Raw genomic sequence first — 14,053 nt, forward strand, 5'->3', positions numbered from 1 at the left:
ACCCGACGCCATCGACGATCTTGATCTCAGCACGATTGCGTCGATCCCGCGTCGCCGACACAGGCGGGCGAAACGTCGCGCCCTAACCCTCAGCCGCCACCAGCGACCCAAGCTTCACATCGGGGTTGTCGCGTTGGAAACCCTCCAGTCGCCACGGCGTGGAGAACAGCACCAGCATGACGCCGTCGGTGCGCGTCATGACTTCCGATGACACCTGCCTGCTCATGAACTCGGCGTCCGCAGGATCCACGACCCGCGCAACCTGATACGGCAGCGACTCCAGCGAGATCGGGGCGCTGTATTCGGTGGCCATCCGGTGCGTTGCCACCTCGAACTGCATCGGACCCACCGCCGCCAGTACCGGCGCCTGCTCGCCGCGACGGTCTGACCGCAGCACCTGAACAACGCCCTCTTGCTCCAGCTGCTCGATCCCGCGGCGAAACTGCTTGTGCTTACTCGGATCCGCGCCGCGAGCCACCGCGAAATGCTCCGGCGAGAAGCTCGGTATCGGCGGATACTGTACGGGCACATCGACATACAACGTGTCGCCTGGCCGCAGCGCCGCGGCGTTGGCCAACCCGATCACATCACCCGGCCACGCCCTGTCCAGCGTCGCGCGCTGCTGGCCGAACACCGACTGCGCGTACTTCGTGACGAACGGCTTGCCCGTCGCCGCATGAGTGAGGACATCCCCGCGCTCGAACGTCCCCGACACCACCCGCGCGTAGGCGATGCGATCGCGGTGCGAGGAGTCCATCCCGGCCTGCACCTTGAAAACGAAAGCGCTGAACGGTGATTCGATGGCACGCGGCCCCCCGTCGACGTCGACGGCTCCGCTCGGCGCCGGCGCATAACCGACCAGCACATCGAGAAGCTGATTCACCCCAAAGTTCAACGCCGCCGACGTGAACAATGTCGGGGTGGACTCACCGCCCAAAAACGACTCAAGGTCGTAATCAGAGCCGTCCGCCGACAGCAGCTCGGACTCCTCGACCGCGGTATCCCAATCGACGCCGGCGGCAGCATGCGCGTCGGCCGCCGAGATGTGCTCCTCGGGCGCCGCAGTGGCACCACCCGCAGTGCGGGTGAACCCGATGAAATCCCCGGACCGGCGGTCCAGCACGCCCTTGAAGTCTCCGGCGATGCCGACCGGCCACGTCAGGGGAGTCGGCCGCAGCCCGATCCGCGTCTGGATCTCGTCCACCAGCTCTAGGGCATAGCGCCCGGGACGGTCCCACTTGTTGATCACCGTGATGATCGGGATCCCACGGTGCTTACACACCTGGAACAGCTTCAGCGTCTGCGGCTCAAGGCCTTTCGCCGCGTCGATGAGCATTACCGCGCAATCCACAGCCGTCAGCACCCGATAGGTGTCCTCGGAGAAGTCGGCGTGGCCCGGGGTGTCAAGCAGGTTGATGACGCAATCGCGGTACGGGAACTGCAACGCCGTCGACGTGATCGAGATGCCCCTGGCCTTCTCCATGTCCATCCAGTCCGACACCGTCGCGCGACGGCCCGCCTTGCCGTGCACCGCGCCCGCTTCGGTGATCGCCCGGGCATGCAGCGCCAGCGCCTCGGTCAACGTGGACTTGCCGGCGTCGGGATGGCTGATGACTGCGAACGTCCTCCGGCGGCCCGCCTCAGCGGAGATACGCCCAGGTCGCGAGGCGTCGGCGGTCGGCGCAGCGGCCACGGCGTTGTCGGTCATAACACCCGCGATGGTATTGGCTCCGGAGTGCAAACCAGTAATCGAGCCAAGCGGTGTCCCGACCATCGTGATCAACGCCGCACCCGTCGACGGGGAATCCGACTGGCTCGACCAACTACCGGGCTGAGAGCACCTTTGGATTGACCGTTACGCGATCGGCCACGAACCGGCGCCCAGTCACGAAGCGCCGCGATCAGCCGACGCTCGCTCTCGTCGAGCAGTTCTAAGCGCCAGTCGCTATAAAGTCCAGGCCGTTTGCGGCCAATTCGTCGTACCCGGCCTACCACCGCGCGCTGACATTGGCAGCGATCTGGTCGGCGATCCTCACCGCCGAGTCGCCGGGATTGGCGCTGCATGTGTTGATGTCGATGATGACGTTGTTCCGCAGCTCCAGCGCGCGTCCACAGGCCCAACCGGGAGCAGCGTGATCCCGTTGCACCGCAATGGTTCTCAACGTGTCGTTCGCGACGGAGATCCGCCCGACCGACCACTGCGACCCGCTCTGCGTATGGGTGTACTCGCTGCAGACCGGCCACTGCTGGGCGGAGGCATCCAGGAACGCACGGGCCTTTTCCACCGTGGGAAACAACACCACCGCCTGCTTGAGATAGTGCGTGAAGTCATCGCCGTTGTTGAGGCTCTGATCACGCTCGGCCCGAAAGCCGCTGTCGGCGTACACCGGCGCCTCCGCCGCGCCGTCGACGGCCAGGCATTCCGCGGGCGCCATGGTGGCGCTGTTGTCGGACATCGAGCTCTGGGCGCTTGTTACCGTCATCCCGACCGTGCCCATCGCGACGTTCACCTGGTCGGGGCGCAGCAGCAACTCAACCAGTTCACGCTCGACGAGCGGGCGCGGAATCATCGTTCTGGTGGGGGTCACAGACTCGGCGTTGCCGATATTGCTGACGCAGCCGGTGACCAGAACGGAGATGACTGCAACCGCAAGTGCGGTCGTGGGTCGGCGCATATGTCCCCTCCCGCCAAGGCGTGCGCAACCGATTCGTAGCGCGATCCCCCAATGGCGCGTGAGGAAATGATGCAGCAGCACCGTTGACGCCTAAGCGAGGTCGAACGGCGTTTCCTGGTCACGATGACCAATGCATTTCATAACGGGTCGAGCACGGCGCGCAATAACTCAGCGAGCGTGCGGTGTCGCTGCAGCTGTGCTATTTGCAGACCCTGCTGGAACGTTGCGGCAATAGTTGTATTGCTGGGGTCGCTGCGCACCGACGTTGTTCGATTGTCGATCGGCGGAAATGCGTCACCGCTATTGAACGCGGTGCGGGCACCGTTAGTGCTATTGGTTGCAGCAGGGATCCGGGGTAGGAAGGTGGGCTAGATCATGAGTCTGGTTGACAATGCGACCGTCCGCCGAGCTGTCGGCGAGTTCGCGGCCCAGCCTGAGCAGCGACGCGCTCTAGACGTGCTCCGGTCATGCATGTACGGCGAACTGCTCTTCGACGTCACTGGATCAGACGCGCCCGTAGACGGTTCTTTTCGTCGAGGGTCTCGGCTGCAGATCCGCGGCGGCACCGGGCCACGTGGTGGTCGGGCGCTGTTCGCATTCACGTGCCAGGAGGAGATCGCGCGCCTGTATTCGCCGGAGACTCAAACTCAGTCGATGGTCACGCCGGCGACTGGCGCGCTGGAGCTGGCGCGGCGACAACGCGATGACTGGCTCTATATCGATCCCGCAGGTCCAACGTGCGCTTTAGCGGCCGCACACATCGATTTTGCCCTGCGGAATCCGAACAATGAGCCACTGAAGACAGCGCTTGCCGTGATGCACGCGGGCCATACGGACAGGCAAGGTGTCCTGCAGGTGCTCCTGGCGGAGGGCCAGATGCTGCTGGCCGCGGACGAAGCATCCGTCCCGGGCAGTGTGAGGGTTCGTTCGACGCTATTAGCCGACGGCTCACGCGCCCTCCTGTGCTTCACCAGCGCTCCGGAGGTCGTTGCTTTCAACGTATCGGATGCCTTTTTTGCGCGCCCCACACAAGAAGTGCTCGACATGATTCGCGCGGATGGGTATAGCGGACTAGTCATAAACCCTGCTGGGCCATCAATTACCTTCTCTAAGGACGAAATCGAAATCGGCTCCGGCTTGTCTGGTTGAGGAATGTAATTCAGTAGCAGACTCGATGATGCGTCAGACGCGACTGATCAGGCTATGGCCAGGCAGTCAGCCGCAATTGCCTTCTGGGCGTCGACGTCGAGGGCCCGCACGGTTTCACCGGAGGTTCCAGCCGACGCATCGGCCAATTTCCTCCAGCGCCTCGGACGATAGTTCGGGATGCAGCTGGCTGAATCTCCCCATGATGTCGTTGACGCCTTCGGCCAAGGTCATGTTGCCCCAATCGATTGGCATAGCAACGGCTTCCCGGACTATCTCGACGACCCGATCTGCGACAGCTTTTCCCTCACTCTCGCCGTAGCGGTCGATGAGCGTTTGGCGATCAATTCGCGGTATCGCCGATCCCCCGATACTGGCAACGACTGCTTCGTTGATCCGGTCTGCGTCCATCAAATGGGTCGCCCTAACGGTCGAAACACCCAGCGCTGCCACCATAACGATGCAACGAAACTAGATGCACCATGGCCGCAGTCAACATCCAAGGAACCTGACAAGAAGACCCACCAGGCTGTGCCCTGCCGGCCACCGACGACCAATTCCGGTCACACATTCGCTGGCACTACTCTCGTGCACGCCTCTGAAGCAATACCCTGCGTGCGGGCTCAAAGTGTGTGTCGAATAGCGACTGGAGCCATGTCAATATCGTGTCATCGTCTGCGCCCAGTCCCGGCGTCTCCAAGTTATCTTGCGCATCGCTGAGAAGAAGCATGAAGTGCCACCTCTTTGAGTTGTTGGTAAGCCCAAACTCATTCGGTGCATCAGGGAGTGCGACCATGAAGTCGATACCGCCTTCGCGGGCCGACCAACAGACCTGGAGTTTGCAGTCACTGCCGCGGTAATACACCGCCCACGCTGGACGGTTTCCGTAGACAATGGGGTCCTGCATCTCGTCGAGTACGAATCCGGCTTTCGACAGCGTTGGCTCCAGAAAACGGTCTAGCTCAATCGGATTCATTGCTAGTTGCCTCCCTCATAGACCCATGAGTTTCCACGCTGGGTGTAACCATATGTGGCCGCGTTTTCCTTGAGGAAGTTAATCTCGAGTGCTGAGAATGATCGCCTCTGCACCGCCGCAACCTGCTCGACACTGTCGAATCCATCAGGCAAAACATATTCAATACGAGGAACTCCATTTTCCAGCTGCGTGAGCAGGAACTGCTCATTCACGTGCCATGTGACAGTTCTCGCTTGCTCATCACTGAGTCCGTGCCCAAGGGCTTTCCAGGTTGCGTCACCGGTGTCGAAGTAGATACCGCCGTGGCTCCGCGCTTCACCGATGTATCCATCATCCATTCCAGCCCACTTCCCCAGAACCACTCGGTCTGCGTTCGCCATGTCGGATGCACCCGGCATGTGGTGTGTGCACAGGTCTGCGACTTGCCGGGCAAGGTCAACTGTCGGCTGCCCGTTGACGAAGGCATCGTTGAGATTCGATGCGATTTCGGGAGCGTGAGACGAGTAACCGTCGGAGTAATCCCAAATGTCAGTTGCTGGATACTCTCCAGCCAGCGGTGTTGGAAAATCTCCAGCGGCAGAGTTGTGGTGTCCACTGGGCACGTCGATGACCTCATGAGGAATAGCGCCTAAGCCCGCGAGGTCGTCGAGTGCGCCGGCTCGTGCGACGAGAGCACCTTCGCCGCCAAAGATGACGCCAGGTGCGGCGATGGCACCCTCGGCTGCCTTCCCGCCGAGGTAATACGCCGCGCTCGGCGAGTTCAGCGCATTCTTGACTTCCTCGACAGCTGTTCCAGCCGGGTTGGCGAACTGGTCGTTGGTGCTCTCGAGTAGGTCACGCCAGGACTCCCACACACCCGGTGCCCCCGGACCGCCCTGTCCGATCAGGTTTTTGATGCCCTGTTCACTCTCGAACCAACGATCGGCAAACCCCTCTGCGAAGCCGGGCGGCGGCATCTTGTCCGGTTCCGGCGGGGTATAGGGCTTGAGCGGTTGTCGTGCCGCGGCGACCATCGCATCCAGGCGCGCTTCGATCTGATCCGGCGGCACGCCATCGCGAAGCATCGTCTGCCGGGCTAACGCCCTGAACTGTTCGACCTTGGCCGGATTCAACGGAACCGGTGCCGCAGAACCGTCGACCAACTGGGCGCCTGACGAGGCTGGGCCGGGTGTTCCGGCGAGCTGATCGAGCGCACTGTCTAGGCTGTCCGGTTGCGACGCGCTGTCGCCGGACGGTGGTGCTTGTTGTTCCCCAGAGCCGGGCAGCAAAAGGTCCTTCACCGAGGACGCCGTCGTCACCTTGGGAGACGGTGTGCTTGTGGCCGTGGCAATCGCCCCCGCCAGGTCGGCGTCCACTCCTTCCCCCCGCGCCAGGGCCGCCGCGATCTGCGCCTGCAGGTCGGCGACCTTGGCCGCTACCTTTGCCACGGCCTCGTCATCCAAATACGTAGTGTCCGGCGGGATTACCTGGTTCGTGGACTCGTCGATCTGTACCGCGGGTGCCTCGGCGGCGTAATCGAGAATGTCCGTGATCATTTGGGCAACCTGCTCGGCTTCCTGCTGGGCGTGCTCCATGCCGGTGGCCGCTGTGCGCAGGCTCTCTGCCATCCCGTCGTGTTCACCGGCGGTGGCCACCATCGCCGCCCGCGCCGCGTCTCCGCCGTCGCCCTCCCACGTAGAGGCCGTCGCCAACGACCGATAGAAGTCAGCCGAATTCGTATGGTTGGCCGCGGCCTCACGCGTAGAACCGGCCAGATCCGCGATTTCAGGCGGCCACTCCCGCAGCTCCCTCAAGTTCAGCGCCACGGTGTCAGCTCACAACGCAGCACCCGCATCGTCGATCCCGTCGGCGCCGGTGGTATCCGTCTTCGTATAGCGCGTCGCTGCTTCGCGGTGTCCCTGCGCGTTCGTGGCGAATTGCTTGGCGAAGCGGGCGCTGTCGGTCTCCCAGGCTGCCAGCATCTGCGGCACTGCGGCAGCCGACAATCCCGACCCCAGGTTCGCCTGGCTGGCCCGCGAGAGTGCCTTCTCCTGGGTTGCCGAGAACTCGCTTGCGTGTCCGTCGAGTTGGTCCGCCGCCGCGTGCAGTTCTTTTGGATCAACCTTCAACGGCTCGTTCGGATTCGACACTCCGCACCCCCCAGCAAACTGCAGCCGATAGCCAACCTTACCGCTCTCAATAACCCGTGATCGACACCAAGATGAGACGCGGATCCGGGTCGCTTGGTGACGGCTGACGCCACGACTTGCGCGCGGTGTCCCCGCGATCGCCGATGCGTCAGGCCAGGATCGACGCGAGTTCGGTGCGGGGTATCGAGACCGTCTGCGGTCCGGCGGCCGAGATGGTCCACTGGCCCTGGCTGATGAAGAAGAGCACCGCGTCATCGGTGAGGGCGAAGTTCTTGTACATCTCCGCGCCCACGGGGTTGGCGTCGATGGGCGCGCCCGGCAGCGCCTTCTTCAACTCGTCCTGCACGAGGGGATCGAGCACAGCGACGGGGTCGGCCCCCGGTTTGAACAACGTGTCGAACGTAATCGGCGCCTTCTTAGCCAGGTCGTAATTGAGGGCGTCGTAGTTCGTCACCGGATGAGCGCCGCCGAAGTTGCTGTACTCCTCGAAGACCAGGCTTTCGGTACCCGTGGTCGGCGTCCCCGATCGGAATGTCTGCGACTTGATGTCGAGCGCCTTGGGCACATCGCGGACCGGCGGCTCCTCGACGAGCTCGATGAACCCGTCACGCTGTTTGGTCAGGACATCTGCCACCGCACCTTGGTCGGGGTAGTCGACCGGAAAGCTCATGTCGATCGTGTAGTTCGGCGTCTCGGTGTGGACCGTGCAGAGCTTGGCGTCGCCAACCTTCCCCTTGAGTTCGGTGCACGCGGAGGATGCGGTAGCCGTCGTGGTCGGCGCGGCGGACGTGGTGGTCGTCGCTGACGTCGACGCTGTCGGCGGCGTCGTCACGGCCTCCGACGACGCCGCCGGCTTGGAGGAGCTGTCGCACGCCGCCGCGGCGAGGATCACCGCGACCGCCATCACGAGGTGCCGTTTCTTCATGCATGGAGCATGCCTCACCTGGTATCAGCGGCACGGCCGGTTCGCTATCCTCGCACCGCGGCTCACCCCATAGCGGGCAGCTCCTGCATCGCGACGATGCTTGCGACGCGGCTGCAGACCACCTTCCTCTGCGATGCGCTGATCGTCTGGGACCTCAAGCAGTCCATCAAGCGCTGCCGGTAGGAGTCCAGGCGGGGTCGCTCGGTTCCGGCTCCTAGCATGTCAGTTGTGAACGCGCCGAAGGCTTTCCCGGCACTCCGCCGAGTGAGAGCGGCGCAATTTAAACTCGCTCGCGTGGAACCCGACGGCGAATTCAACTATGGACTGGCCATTATCGGGGGCAGCAGGGGAGAGGTGACAGCTGCGCTACGACCAGCCCCACCACTCAAGGGCGGGACCGAGGCACCGTCTTTCGACGAAACCCGCGTCACAAACGACGCCACCGGGCGCGGGATGTTCGTCGGCGTCGATCCGTTCTGAATGAACTCGTAGTGGTGCCGCCGGAGGCCGTCATCAATTGAATAATGACAGCTTGCCGTGCAGAACGAGTCCGGTCAGATAGTCGGGTGGTCGCCAAGCGGATCTACCACCGTCCAACGGCGTCAGCAGGTCGGTGGCACGCCGCCTACTCGGCCGTCGTGAATTGACCGGAGATTTACCCTCCAAATCTCGCACCGTTGCCGAGACTCGCGCTAAGCTCCAGCCGTGCAGCTACTACGTGAAGTAGTTGATCAGCGCGGACGACGAGATCGTCAGCGGATGAGAAGCACTGATAGCCCACGGCGGCGATTCGCTCCCACGACGAACGACGCTATGACGGCGACTCTCCCGGGGGTGCGGCAATGACAGAGCAGTCCTTCCTGCCAGTTCCGGCAAAAGCCGAGTTGGCGATCTCCAAAGGATGGGTCCAGGGCGTCGCTCTGGTCATGGTCTTCGGCTTCATGATCATGGGCATCCTGGCCGCGCGCACCTATTCGGATTCGATGCCGCTGCCGCAGCGCGTCGTCGGCCCGGACGGCCAGACCGTCTTCACCGAACAACAGGTCACCGCGGGACAGCAGATCTTCCTGCGCCGCGGCCTGCAGCAGTACGGCTCGGTGATGGGCCACGGCGGCTACCTCGGCCCGGACTACACGGCCGAGTACTTGCGGCGGTCCGCCGTCGACGTCGGCCAGCAACTGCGCGACTCCGGCTCGCCCGACCCGACGGCCGACCTCGTCACGATGATGCGGACCAACCGCTACGACAAGGCAACCGGCACACTGCAATTCACCGCCGAGCAAGTCGCCGCGTTCGACAAGATTCGCGCTTACTACGCCGACTTCTTCGGCACCGACTCGACCGAACACGGGCTGATCCCACAGGTCATCACCGACCCGCAGGAAATCCACGACCTCACCGCGTTTTTCAGCTGGACCGCCTGGGCCAGCGCGGCCGAGCGCGCGGGACACTCCTACTCCTACACCAACAACTGGCCGCCCGAACAGCGCGTCAACAACACCCCGACGGCCGACATCCTGGTCTGGTCGGCGATGTCACTGATCGCGCTGCTGGCCGGGCTCGGCGCACTGTTTGCCCTCTACGGTCGGTGGAGCCGCAAGATCGGCTGGCACTCGACCGAAACCCCGTCGCTGGCCTTCCGCCAACCCGGCGAGGTCGAGATCACGCCGTCGCAAAAAGCCACGGCCTGGTTCTTCCTCGTCGTGGCCGTCCTCTTCCTCGGCCAGGCGGTGCTCGGCGGCGCCATCGAGCACTACCGCGCCGAGCTGAGCAATTTCTTCGGCTTCGACCTTGCCCGGGTCCTGCCGTTCAACTTGGCGCGGACCTGGCACGTGCAACTGTCGCTGCTGTGGACCGCGGCGGCCTTCCTGGCCGCCGGTATCTTCCTCGCGCCGATCATCTCCGGCCGCGAACCGCGCCGACAGTCCTGGCTGAGCTACGGGCTGCTCGGCGCGCTTTTCATTGTCGTCGCCGGAACCCTGACCGGCACCGCCTTGAGCACCTTCGGCGTCGACTGGGCGAAGGGCTCCATCTTCTTCGACCAACAATGGGAATATCTCGACCTGCCGCGGTTCTGGCAGATCCTGCTCGTTATCGGGCTGTTCCTGTGGATAGCGATCATCTACCGGGCGATCCGCTCGCGCCTGAAGACCGAGAGCAAGCTGAACATGCCGTGGCTGTTCTTCTATGCCGGCCTGGCCATCCCCGCGTTCTACGCCGTCGGCATGCTCGCCGGCACCCAGACCCACCTGACCGTCGCCGAGTTCTGGCGATTCTGGGTGGTGCACCTGTGGGTCGAGGACTTTCTCGAGTTGTTCACGACGGTGATGGTCGCCTACATCTTCGTGATGCTCGGCGTGGTGCGCCGCCGGATCGCCATCCAGCTCATCTTCCTCGACGTCATCCTCTACTCGGTGGGCGGCGTGATCGGCACGATGCACCACCTGTACTTCTCCGGCACCCCCGTGGAACACATGGCCCTCGGCGCGTTCTTCTCCGCGATGGAGGTCATCCCGTTGACCTTCCTCACCGTCGAGGCGTGGACGTTCCTGCAACTGGGCTCGCGCCAGCAGTCGCGCAGCAGCGCACCGTTCCCGCACCGCTGGGCGGTGATGTTCCTTGTCGCCGTGGGCTTCTGGAACTTCGTCGGCGCGGGCATCTTCGGCTTCCTGATCAACCTGCCGATCGTGTCCTATTACCAGATCGGCACGGCACTGACCGCCAACCATGCACACGGCGCGATGATGGGCGTCTACGGGATGCTCGCCGTCGGTCTGGCGCTGTTCGCGCTGCGCTACATCATCCCGCCGAAGCGATGGCCCGACAAGCTGGCCAAGCTGTCGTTCTGGTCGCTCAACATCGGTCTGGCGTGGATGGTGTTCGCCACCCTGCTGCCGCTGGGCGTCCTGCAGTTGTGGCATTCCGTCAACGACGGCTACTACGAAGCGCGCACGCTGGGCTACATCACCCAGTCGGGCAACGTCGTGCTCGAGTGGCTGCGGATGCCCGGTGACTTCCTGTTCATCCTTGGCGGTGTGTTGCCGTTCGTCTGGATCGCCTGGCTCGGTGTGCGATACGGCATCAAGGCGACCACGCACACGATGCCGGCCGAGACGCTGTTCGTCGAGGAGCACGCCGAGGCCGAGGAGGACCGGACCGGGCTGGCGGCGACGGCCGGCGGTGGGTCGTCGCGCTACGCGTCGGACCGTCGGTTGCCCGACGACTCCGAAACTCCCGGGGGCAGCCCGTGACCGCGGGCATCGCCATCGAAACCTGGCTGACGATCGGATACGCCGGCCTGCTCGTCGTGATCGCCTATGGCATCGACACGTTCGCCCGCCGCGCCGCGGCCAAGGTGGAGCAGCACCGCACCGGTGCGTTCGTTTACCACCAGGACCACGACGCGTGGTTGTGCCCGCAGGATCAGTGGTTGTGGCCCAAGTCATTTGACCCCGACAACCGGGTCATGCGCTACCGGGGCAGCCCGACGGTGTGCAACGCCTGCCCGGTCAAGCACACCTGCACCACCTCCAGCGACGGCCGCGAAGTGAGCCGGGCGATCGACACCTGGCCCGCCTCGGAGGCCGCACGCTTTCACCGCGGGATCGCCTGCGCCGTCGGTGCTATCGCCGTCATCTGGCCGCTGGCCATGGCGCTGGCGGTCGCCACCGTGCTGGAGACGCTGTTGCTGCTGGGATGCGCACTCGCGGTCGCAGTGGTGTCGCTGCCGCTGTGGTCGCACCTTCGCCGCACCCCGGCCGTGCCGCCCAGCGTGGTGTTCCAGTCGCTCGACGACAACATCGAGGAGCGAAAGCGGTTGGCTGAAGCTGAGATCCGTCGCCGCAGCTCGTATGCATCCGACCGGCGGGAGGCGCCCTGATGGGCCCGTGGACTGTGGCCGTCGTTCTCCTGGTCGTGCTGCTCGTCGCTGTGGTAATCGCGTCGCTGCGCATCGTCAAGGAGTACGAACGCGGGGTGGCCTTTCGCCTCGGCCGGTTGCGCGGGCCGCTGGGACCGGGAGTCGTCGTCGTGCTGCCCGGCATCGACAAACTCGTGCGTGTCGACCTGCGCACCGTGACCCTGACCATCCCGCCCCAGGAGGTCATCACCCGCGACAACGTCACCGCGCGCGTCAACGCCGTCGTGCTGTTCCGGGTGACCGACCCCACCAAATCCGTTATGGCGGTGGAGAACTTCGCGGTCGCCACCTCCCAGATCGCCCAGACCACGCTGCGTTCAGTCGTCGGACGTGCCGAACTCGACACGCTGCTGGCCCACCGCGCCGATCTCAACGAGGACCTGGCCGCGTCCATCGCGAGCCAGACTGAACCGTGGGGGGTCAAGGTCGAGGTCGTCGAGATCAAGGACGTCGAGATCCCCGAGATGATGCAACGGGCGATGGCCCGCGAGGCCGAGGCGGAGCGGGAACGACGCGCCAAGGTGATCAGCGCGCGCGGCGAGTTGCAGGCGTCGGCGGAATTGCGCGACGCCGCAATCACCCTCAGCGAGAGCCCGGCGTCGCTGCAGCTGCGCTATCTGCAGACGCTGCTCGAACTCGGCGCCGACCAGAACTCGACCGTCGTGTTCCCGATACCGATGGACATCATCCGGCCCTTCCTCGAAGCCGGACGAGCCACCTCGAAGGACGAGGCGAGCGGTGGCGGCGATGCCGTCCCCCACTTCAGGAGGGTGAGATCCGATGACTAGCGCAACACCCGATCCGGCCGTCAGCGCGTCCCTCGATGAGGATCTCGGTGGCCCAGGGGTCGGCCGGCCCGTAGTCCTGGAGCCCACCCCGCCGGGGATGTGGCGGGCACTGCTGGGATCGGCGGTCGGCGTGCTGGCGCCACTCCTGGGCTTCCTGGTCGGCGGCTCCTTCGGAGCCGGCGCGATAGGCGACTCGGTCGACCCGATGTTCATCTCGCTGTTCATCGGAATCGTGATCGGCGGGGTCGGGGTGCTGGTCGCGCTGTCCGGCGGTGCCCGGCTCTGGCGGCATTTCCATCGGGAGGACGCGGCCGAGAGCGGTGGAGGTTCAGATGGCGTTTGAGCGAATCGACGACCTGCTGAACGGCGTGACGGCCGATGGGTCCCTGCATGGCATCGCTGCCACGATCGTCAACCGCGACGGTGTCCTCTACGAGGGCGCCGCCGGAGACGCGGGGCCCGACACCATGTTCCGCAACGCATCGATGACCAAGGCCGTCGCGACCACCGCGGCGCTGCAGCTCGTCGAGGAGGGGCGCCTCGACCTCGACGCGACGGCGGCGTCGATCGTGCCCGAATTCGGCGAGCTCCAGGTGCTCGACGGATTCGACGGCGGTGAGCCGGTCCTACGCGCGCCCAAGACGCAGGCGACCGTGCGCCAGCTGATGAACCACACGTCTGGCTGCGGCTACCACTTCCTCAACGAGAAGCTCTTCAAGTACTGCACCGACTACGGGTGGCCCGACGTGCTTTCGGGGAAGAAGCAGAGCATCAGCGCGCCGCTGGTCCACGATCCCGGCACGGTCTGGGAGTACGGCGTGAGCACCGATTGGCTCGGCCAGGTCGTCGAGGCCGTGAGCGGTCAGACGCTGGGCGACTATCTCGCAGAGAACGTCTACGGCCCACTCGGCATGACGGACTCGACGTTCGCCCCGAGCGACGCGCAGCGCGCGCGCTTGTTGCCCACCCTCTCCAGAGCGCCGGACGGCAGTCTGGCGCCTACCGAAATTGACCTCGATGTCGAGCAGGAATGGGATGCAGCCGGCCACGGGTCCTACGGGACCATCGCGGATTACGGGCGTTTTGTGCGCGCGTGGGTCAACGGCGGCGAGCTCGACGGCAGGCGCATCCTCAAAGAGGAGACGGTGGAGCTCGCGCTGCGGGACCACCTCGATGGGGCGCCGCTGCCGAAGAAGTTGGCGTCGACTGTTCCCGAGCTGGCGAACCCGGTCGAGTTGCTCGACGTGCCGCAGGGGTGGGGACTCGGGTTCCACGTGTATCTGATTGATCTGCCAGGCATGCGCAGCGCCGGCTCCGGCGACTGGTCCGGATTGTTCAACACCTTCTACTGGATCGACCGCGCCGCGGGGATCGGCGCCGTGATCGGGACGCAATTGCTGCCGTTCTTCGACCTCAAGATGGTCGAGACGATCCTCGGCTTCGAGGCCGCGGTCTACGCGGAGCTTGCCGCGTCGGTGTCCTGAGCGCAGTCATC

Annotated in this window: 15 protein-coding genes; 8 read left to right on the forward strand and 7 right to left on the reverse strand. The window is 64.6% G+C overall.

Annotated features, from left to right (window positions below; genetic code table 11):
- Nucleotides 1-82: 82 nt before the first annotated feature.
- Together AB4Z42_RS02470 and AB4Z42_RS02475 are read right to left on the reverse strand one after the other, a co-directional pair.
- The gene (locus AB4Z42_RS02470) at nucleotides 83-1,708 is read right to left on the reverse strand and encodes a peptide chain release factor 3 (protein ID WP_442007520.1); all 1,626 of its coding nucleotides are present in this window, start codon (nucleotides 1,706-1,708) and stop codon (nucleotides 83-85) included.
- 280 nt (nucleotides 1,709-1,988) lie between these two features.
- Nucleotides 1,989-2,675, reverse strand: coding sequence for a sensor domain-containing protein (locus AB4Z42_RS02475; RefSeq protein WP_442007521.1), 687 nt, complete (start codon nucleotides 2,673-2,675; stop codon nucleotides 1,989-1,991).
- Nucleotides 2,676-3,050: 375 nt separating this feature from the next.
- On the opposite strand from AB4Z42_RS02475, the gene AB4Z42_RS02480 reads away from it, so the two are divergent.
- Complete coding sequence (locus AB4Z42_RS02480) at nucleotides 3,051-3,824, forward strand: SseB family protein (protein WP_442007522.1); 774 nt, start codon at nucleotides 3,051-3,053, stop codon at nucleotides 3,822-3,824.
- 114 nt (nucleotides 3,825-3,938) lie between these two features.
- Here AB4Z42_RS02480 and AB4Z42_RS02485 read toward each other — a convergent pair whose 3' ends face one another.
- The 5 genes from AB4Z42_RS02485 to AB4Z42_RS02505 form a co-directional block, all read right to left on the reverse strand.
- Entirely contained in the window at nucleotides 3,939-4,232 is a 294-nt protein-coding gene (locus AB4Z42_RS02485) for a hypothetical protein (RefSeq protein ID WP_442008098.1), read from the reverse strand.
- 169 nt (nucleotides 4,233-4,401) lie between these two features.
- A complete protein-coding gene (locus AB4Z42_RS02490; protein ID WP_442007523.1) occupies nucleotides 4,402-4,797 on the reverse strand; it encodes a hypothetical protein in 396 nt (131 codons plus the stop codon).
- A 2-nt stretch (nucleotides 4,798-4,799) separates the two neighbouring features.
- Nucleotides 4,800-6,602: a hypothetical protein gene (locus AB4Z42_RS02495; protein WP_442007524.1), complete on the reverse strand. Its 1,803-nt coding sequence runs from the start codon at nucleotides 6,600-6,602 to the stop codon at nucleotides 4,800-4,802.
- 9 nt (nucleotides 6,603-6,611) lie between these two features.
- Nucleotides 6,612-6,926, reverse strand: coding sequence for a type VII secretion target (locus AB4Z42_RS02500; protein ID WP_442007525.1), 315 nt, complete (start codon nucleotides 6,924-6,926; stop codon nucleotides 6,612-6,614).
- 148 nt (nucleotides 6,927-7,074) lie between these two features.
- Entirely contained in the window at nucleotides 7,075-7,851 is a 777-nt protein-coding gene (locus AB4Z42_RS02505; RefSeq protein ID WP_442007526.1) for an esterase, read from the reverse strand.
- A 9-nt stretch (nucleotides 7,852-7,860) separates the two neighbouring features.
- Between AB4Z42_RS02505 and AB4Z42_RS02510 the strand changes: the two genes are divergently transcribed.
- The 7 genes from AB4Z42_RS02510 (at nucleotide 7,861) to AB4Z42_RS02540 (ending at nucleotide 14,042) form a co-directional block, all read left to right on the forward strand.
- Nucleotides 7,861-8,034, forward strand: coding sequence for a hypothetical protein (locus tag AB4Z42_RS02510; protein WP_442007527.1), 174 nt, complete (start codon nucleotides 7,861-7,863; stop codon nucleotides 8,032-8,034).
- Nucleotides 8,035-8,145: 111 nt separating this feature from the next.
- Nucleotides 8,146-8,331, forward strand: coding sequence for a hypothetical protein (locus tag AB4Z42_RS02515; protein ID WP_442007528.1), 186 nt, complete (start codon nucleotides 8,146-8,148; stop codon nucleotides 8,329-8,331).
- A gap of 362 nt (nucleotides 8,332-8,693) precedes the next feature.
- On the forward strand, nucleotides 8,694-11,102 hold the full coding sequence (locus AB4Z42_RS02520) for a nitric-oxide reductase large subunit (protein ID WP_442007529.1): 2,409 nt from the start codon (nucleotides 8,694-8,696) through the stop codon (nucleotides 11,100-11,102).
- The gene (locus AB4Z42_RS02525) at nucleotides 11,099-11,731 is read left to right on the forward strand and encodes a hypothetical protein (protein ID WP_442007530.1); all 633 of its coding nucleotides are present in this window, start codon (nucleotides 11,099-11,101) and stop codon (nucleotides 11,729-11,731) included. The genes AB4Z42_RS02520 and AB4Z42_RS02525 overlap by 4 nt, the downstream gene beginning before the upstream one ends.
- Nucleotides 11,731-12,558, forward strand: a complete 828-nt coding sequence (locus tag AB4Z42_RS02530; protein ID WP_442007531.1) for a slipin family protein — start codon at nucleotides 11,731-11,733, stop codon at nucleotides 12,556-12,558. Before AB4Z42_RS02525 ends, AB4Z42_RS02530 begins: the two co-directional genes overlap by 1 nt.
- On the forward strand, nucleotides 12,551-12,901 hold the full coding sequence (locus AB4Z42_RS02535; protein ID WP_442007532.1) for a hypothetical protein: 351 nt from the start codon (nucleotides 12,551-12,553) through the stop codon (nucleotides 12,899-12,901). The genes AB4Z42_RS02530 and AB4Z42_RS02535 overlap by 8 nt, the downstream gene beginning before the upstream one ends.
- A complete protein-coding gene (locus tag AB4Z42_RS02540; protein ID WP_442007533.1) occupies nucleotides 12,891-14,042 on the forward strand; it encodes a serine hydrolase domain-containing protein in 1,152 nt (383 codons plus the stop codon). Before AB4Z42_RS02535 ends, AB4Z42_RS02540 begins: the two co-directional genes overlap by 11 nt.
- Nucleotides 14,043-14,053 lie beyond the last annotated feature (11 nt).

The sequence above is a fragment of the Mycobacterium sp. 2YAF39 genome (genome assembly GCF_052114565.1).
Classification (GTDB): Bacteria; Actinomycetota; Actinomycetes; order Mycobacteriales; family Mycobacteriaceae; genus Mycobacterium.

Bases quoted from the DNA above. Each gene is read 5' to 3' on its own strand.
- AB4Z42_RS02470 (WP_442007520.1), bottom strand. From the start codon at position 1,708: ATGACCGACAACGCCGTGGCCGCTGCGCCGACCGCCGACGCCTCGCGA.
- AB4Z42_RS02475 (WP_442007521.1), bottom strand. From the start codon at position 2,675: ATGCGCCGACCCACGACCGCACTTGCGGTTGCAGTCATCTCCGTTCTG.
- AB4Z42_RS02480 (WP_442007522.1), top strand. From the start codon at position 3,051: ATGAGTCTGGTTGACAATGCGACCGTCCGCCGAGCTGTCGGCGAGTTC.
- AB4Z42_RS02485 (WP_442008098.1), bottom strand. From the start codon at position 4,232: ATGGACGCAGACCGGATCAACGAAGCAGTCGTTGCCAGTATCGGGGGA.
- AB4Z42_RS02490 (WP_442007523.1), bottom strand. From the start codon at position 4,797: ATGAATCCGATTGAGCTAGACCGTTTTCTGGAGCCAACGCTGTCGAAA.
- AB4Z42_RS02505 (WP_442007526.1), bottom strand. From the start codon at position 7,851: ATGAAGAAACGGCACCTCGTGATGGCGGTCGCGGTGATCCTCGCCGCG.
- AB4Z42_RS02510 (WP_442007527.1), top strand. From the start codon at position 7,861: ATGCCTCACCTGGTATCAGCGGCACGGCCGGTTCGCTATCCTCGCACC.
- AB4Z42_RS02520 (WP_442007529.1), top strand. From the start codon at position 8,694: ATGACAGAGCAGTCCTTCCTGCCAGTTCCGGCAAAAGCCGAGTTGGCG.
- AB4Z42_RS02530 (WP_442007531.1), top strand. From the start codon at position 11,731: ATGGGCCCGTGGACTGTGGCCGTCGTTCTCCTGGTCGTGCTGCTCGTC.
- AB4Z42_RS02535 (WP_442007532.1), top strand. From the start codon at position 12,551: ATGACTAGCGCAACACCCGATCCGGCCGTCAGCGCGTCCCTCGATGAG.
- AB4Z42_RS02540 (WP_442007533.1), top strand. From the start codon at position 12,891: ATGGCGTTTGAGCGAATCGACGACCTGCTGAACGGCGTGACGGCCGAT.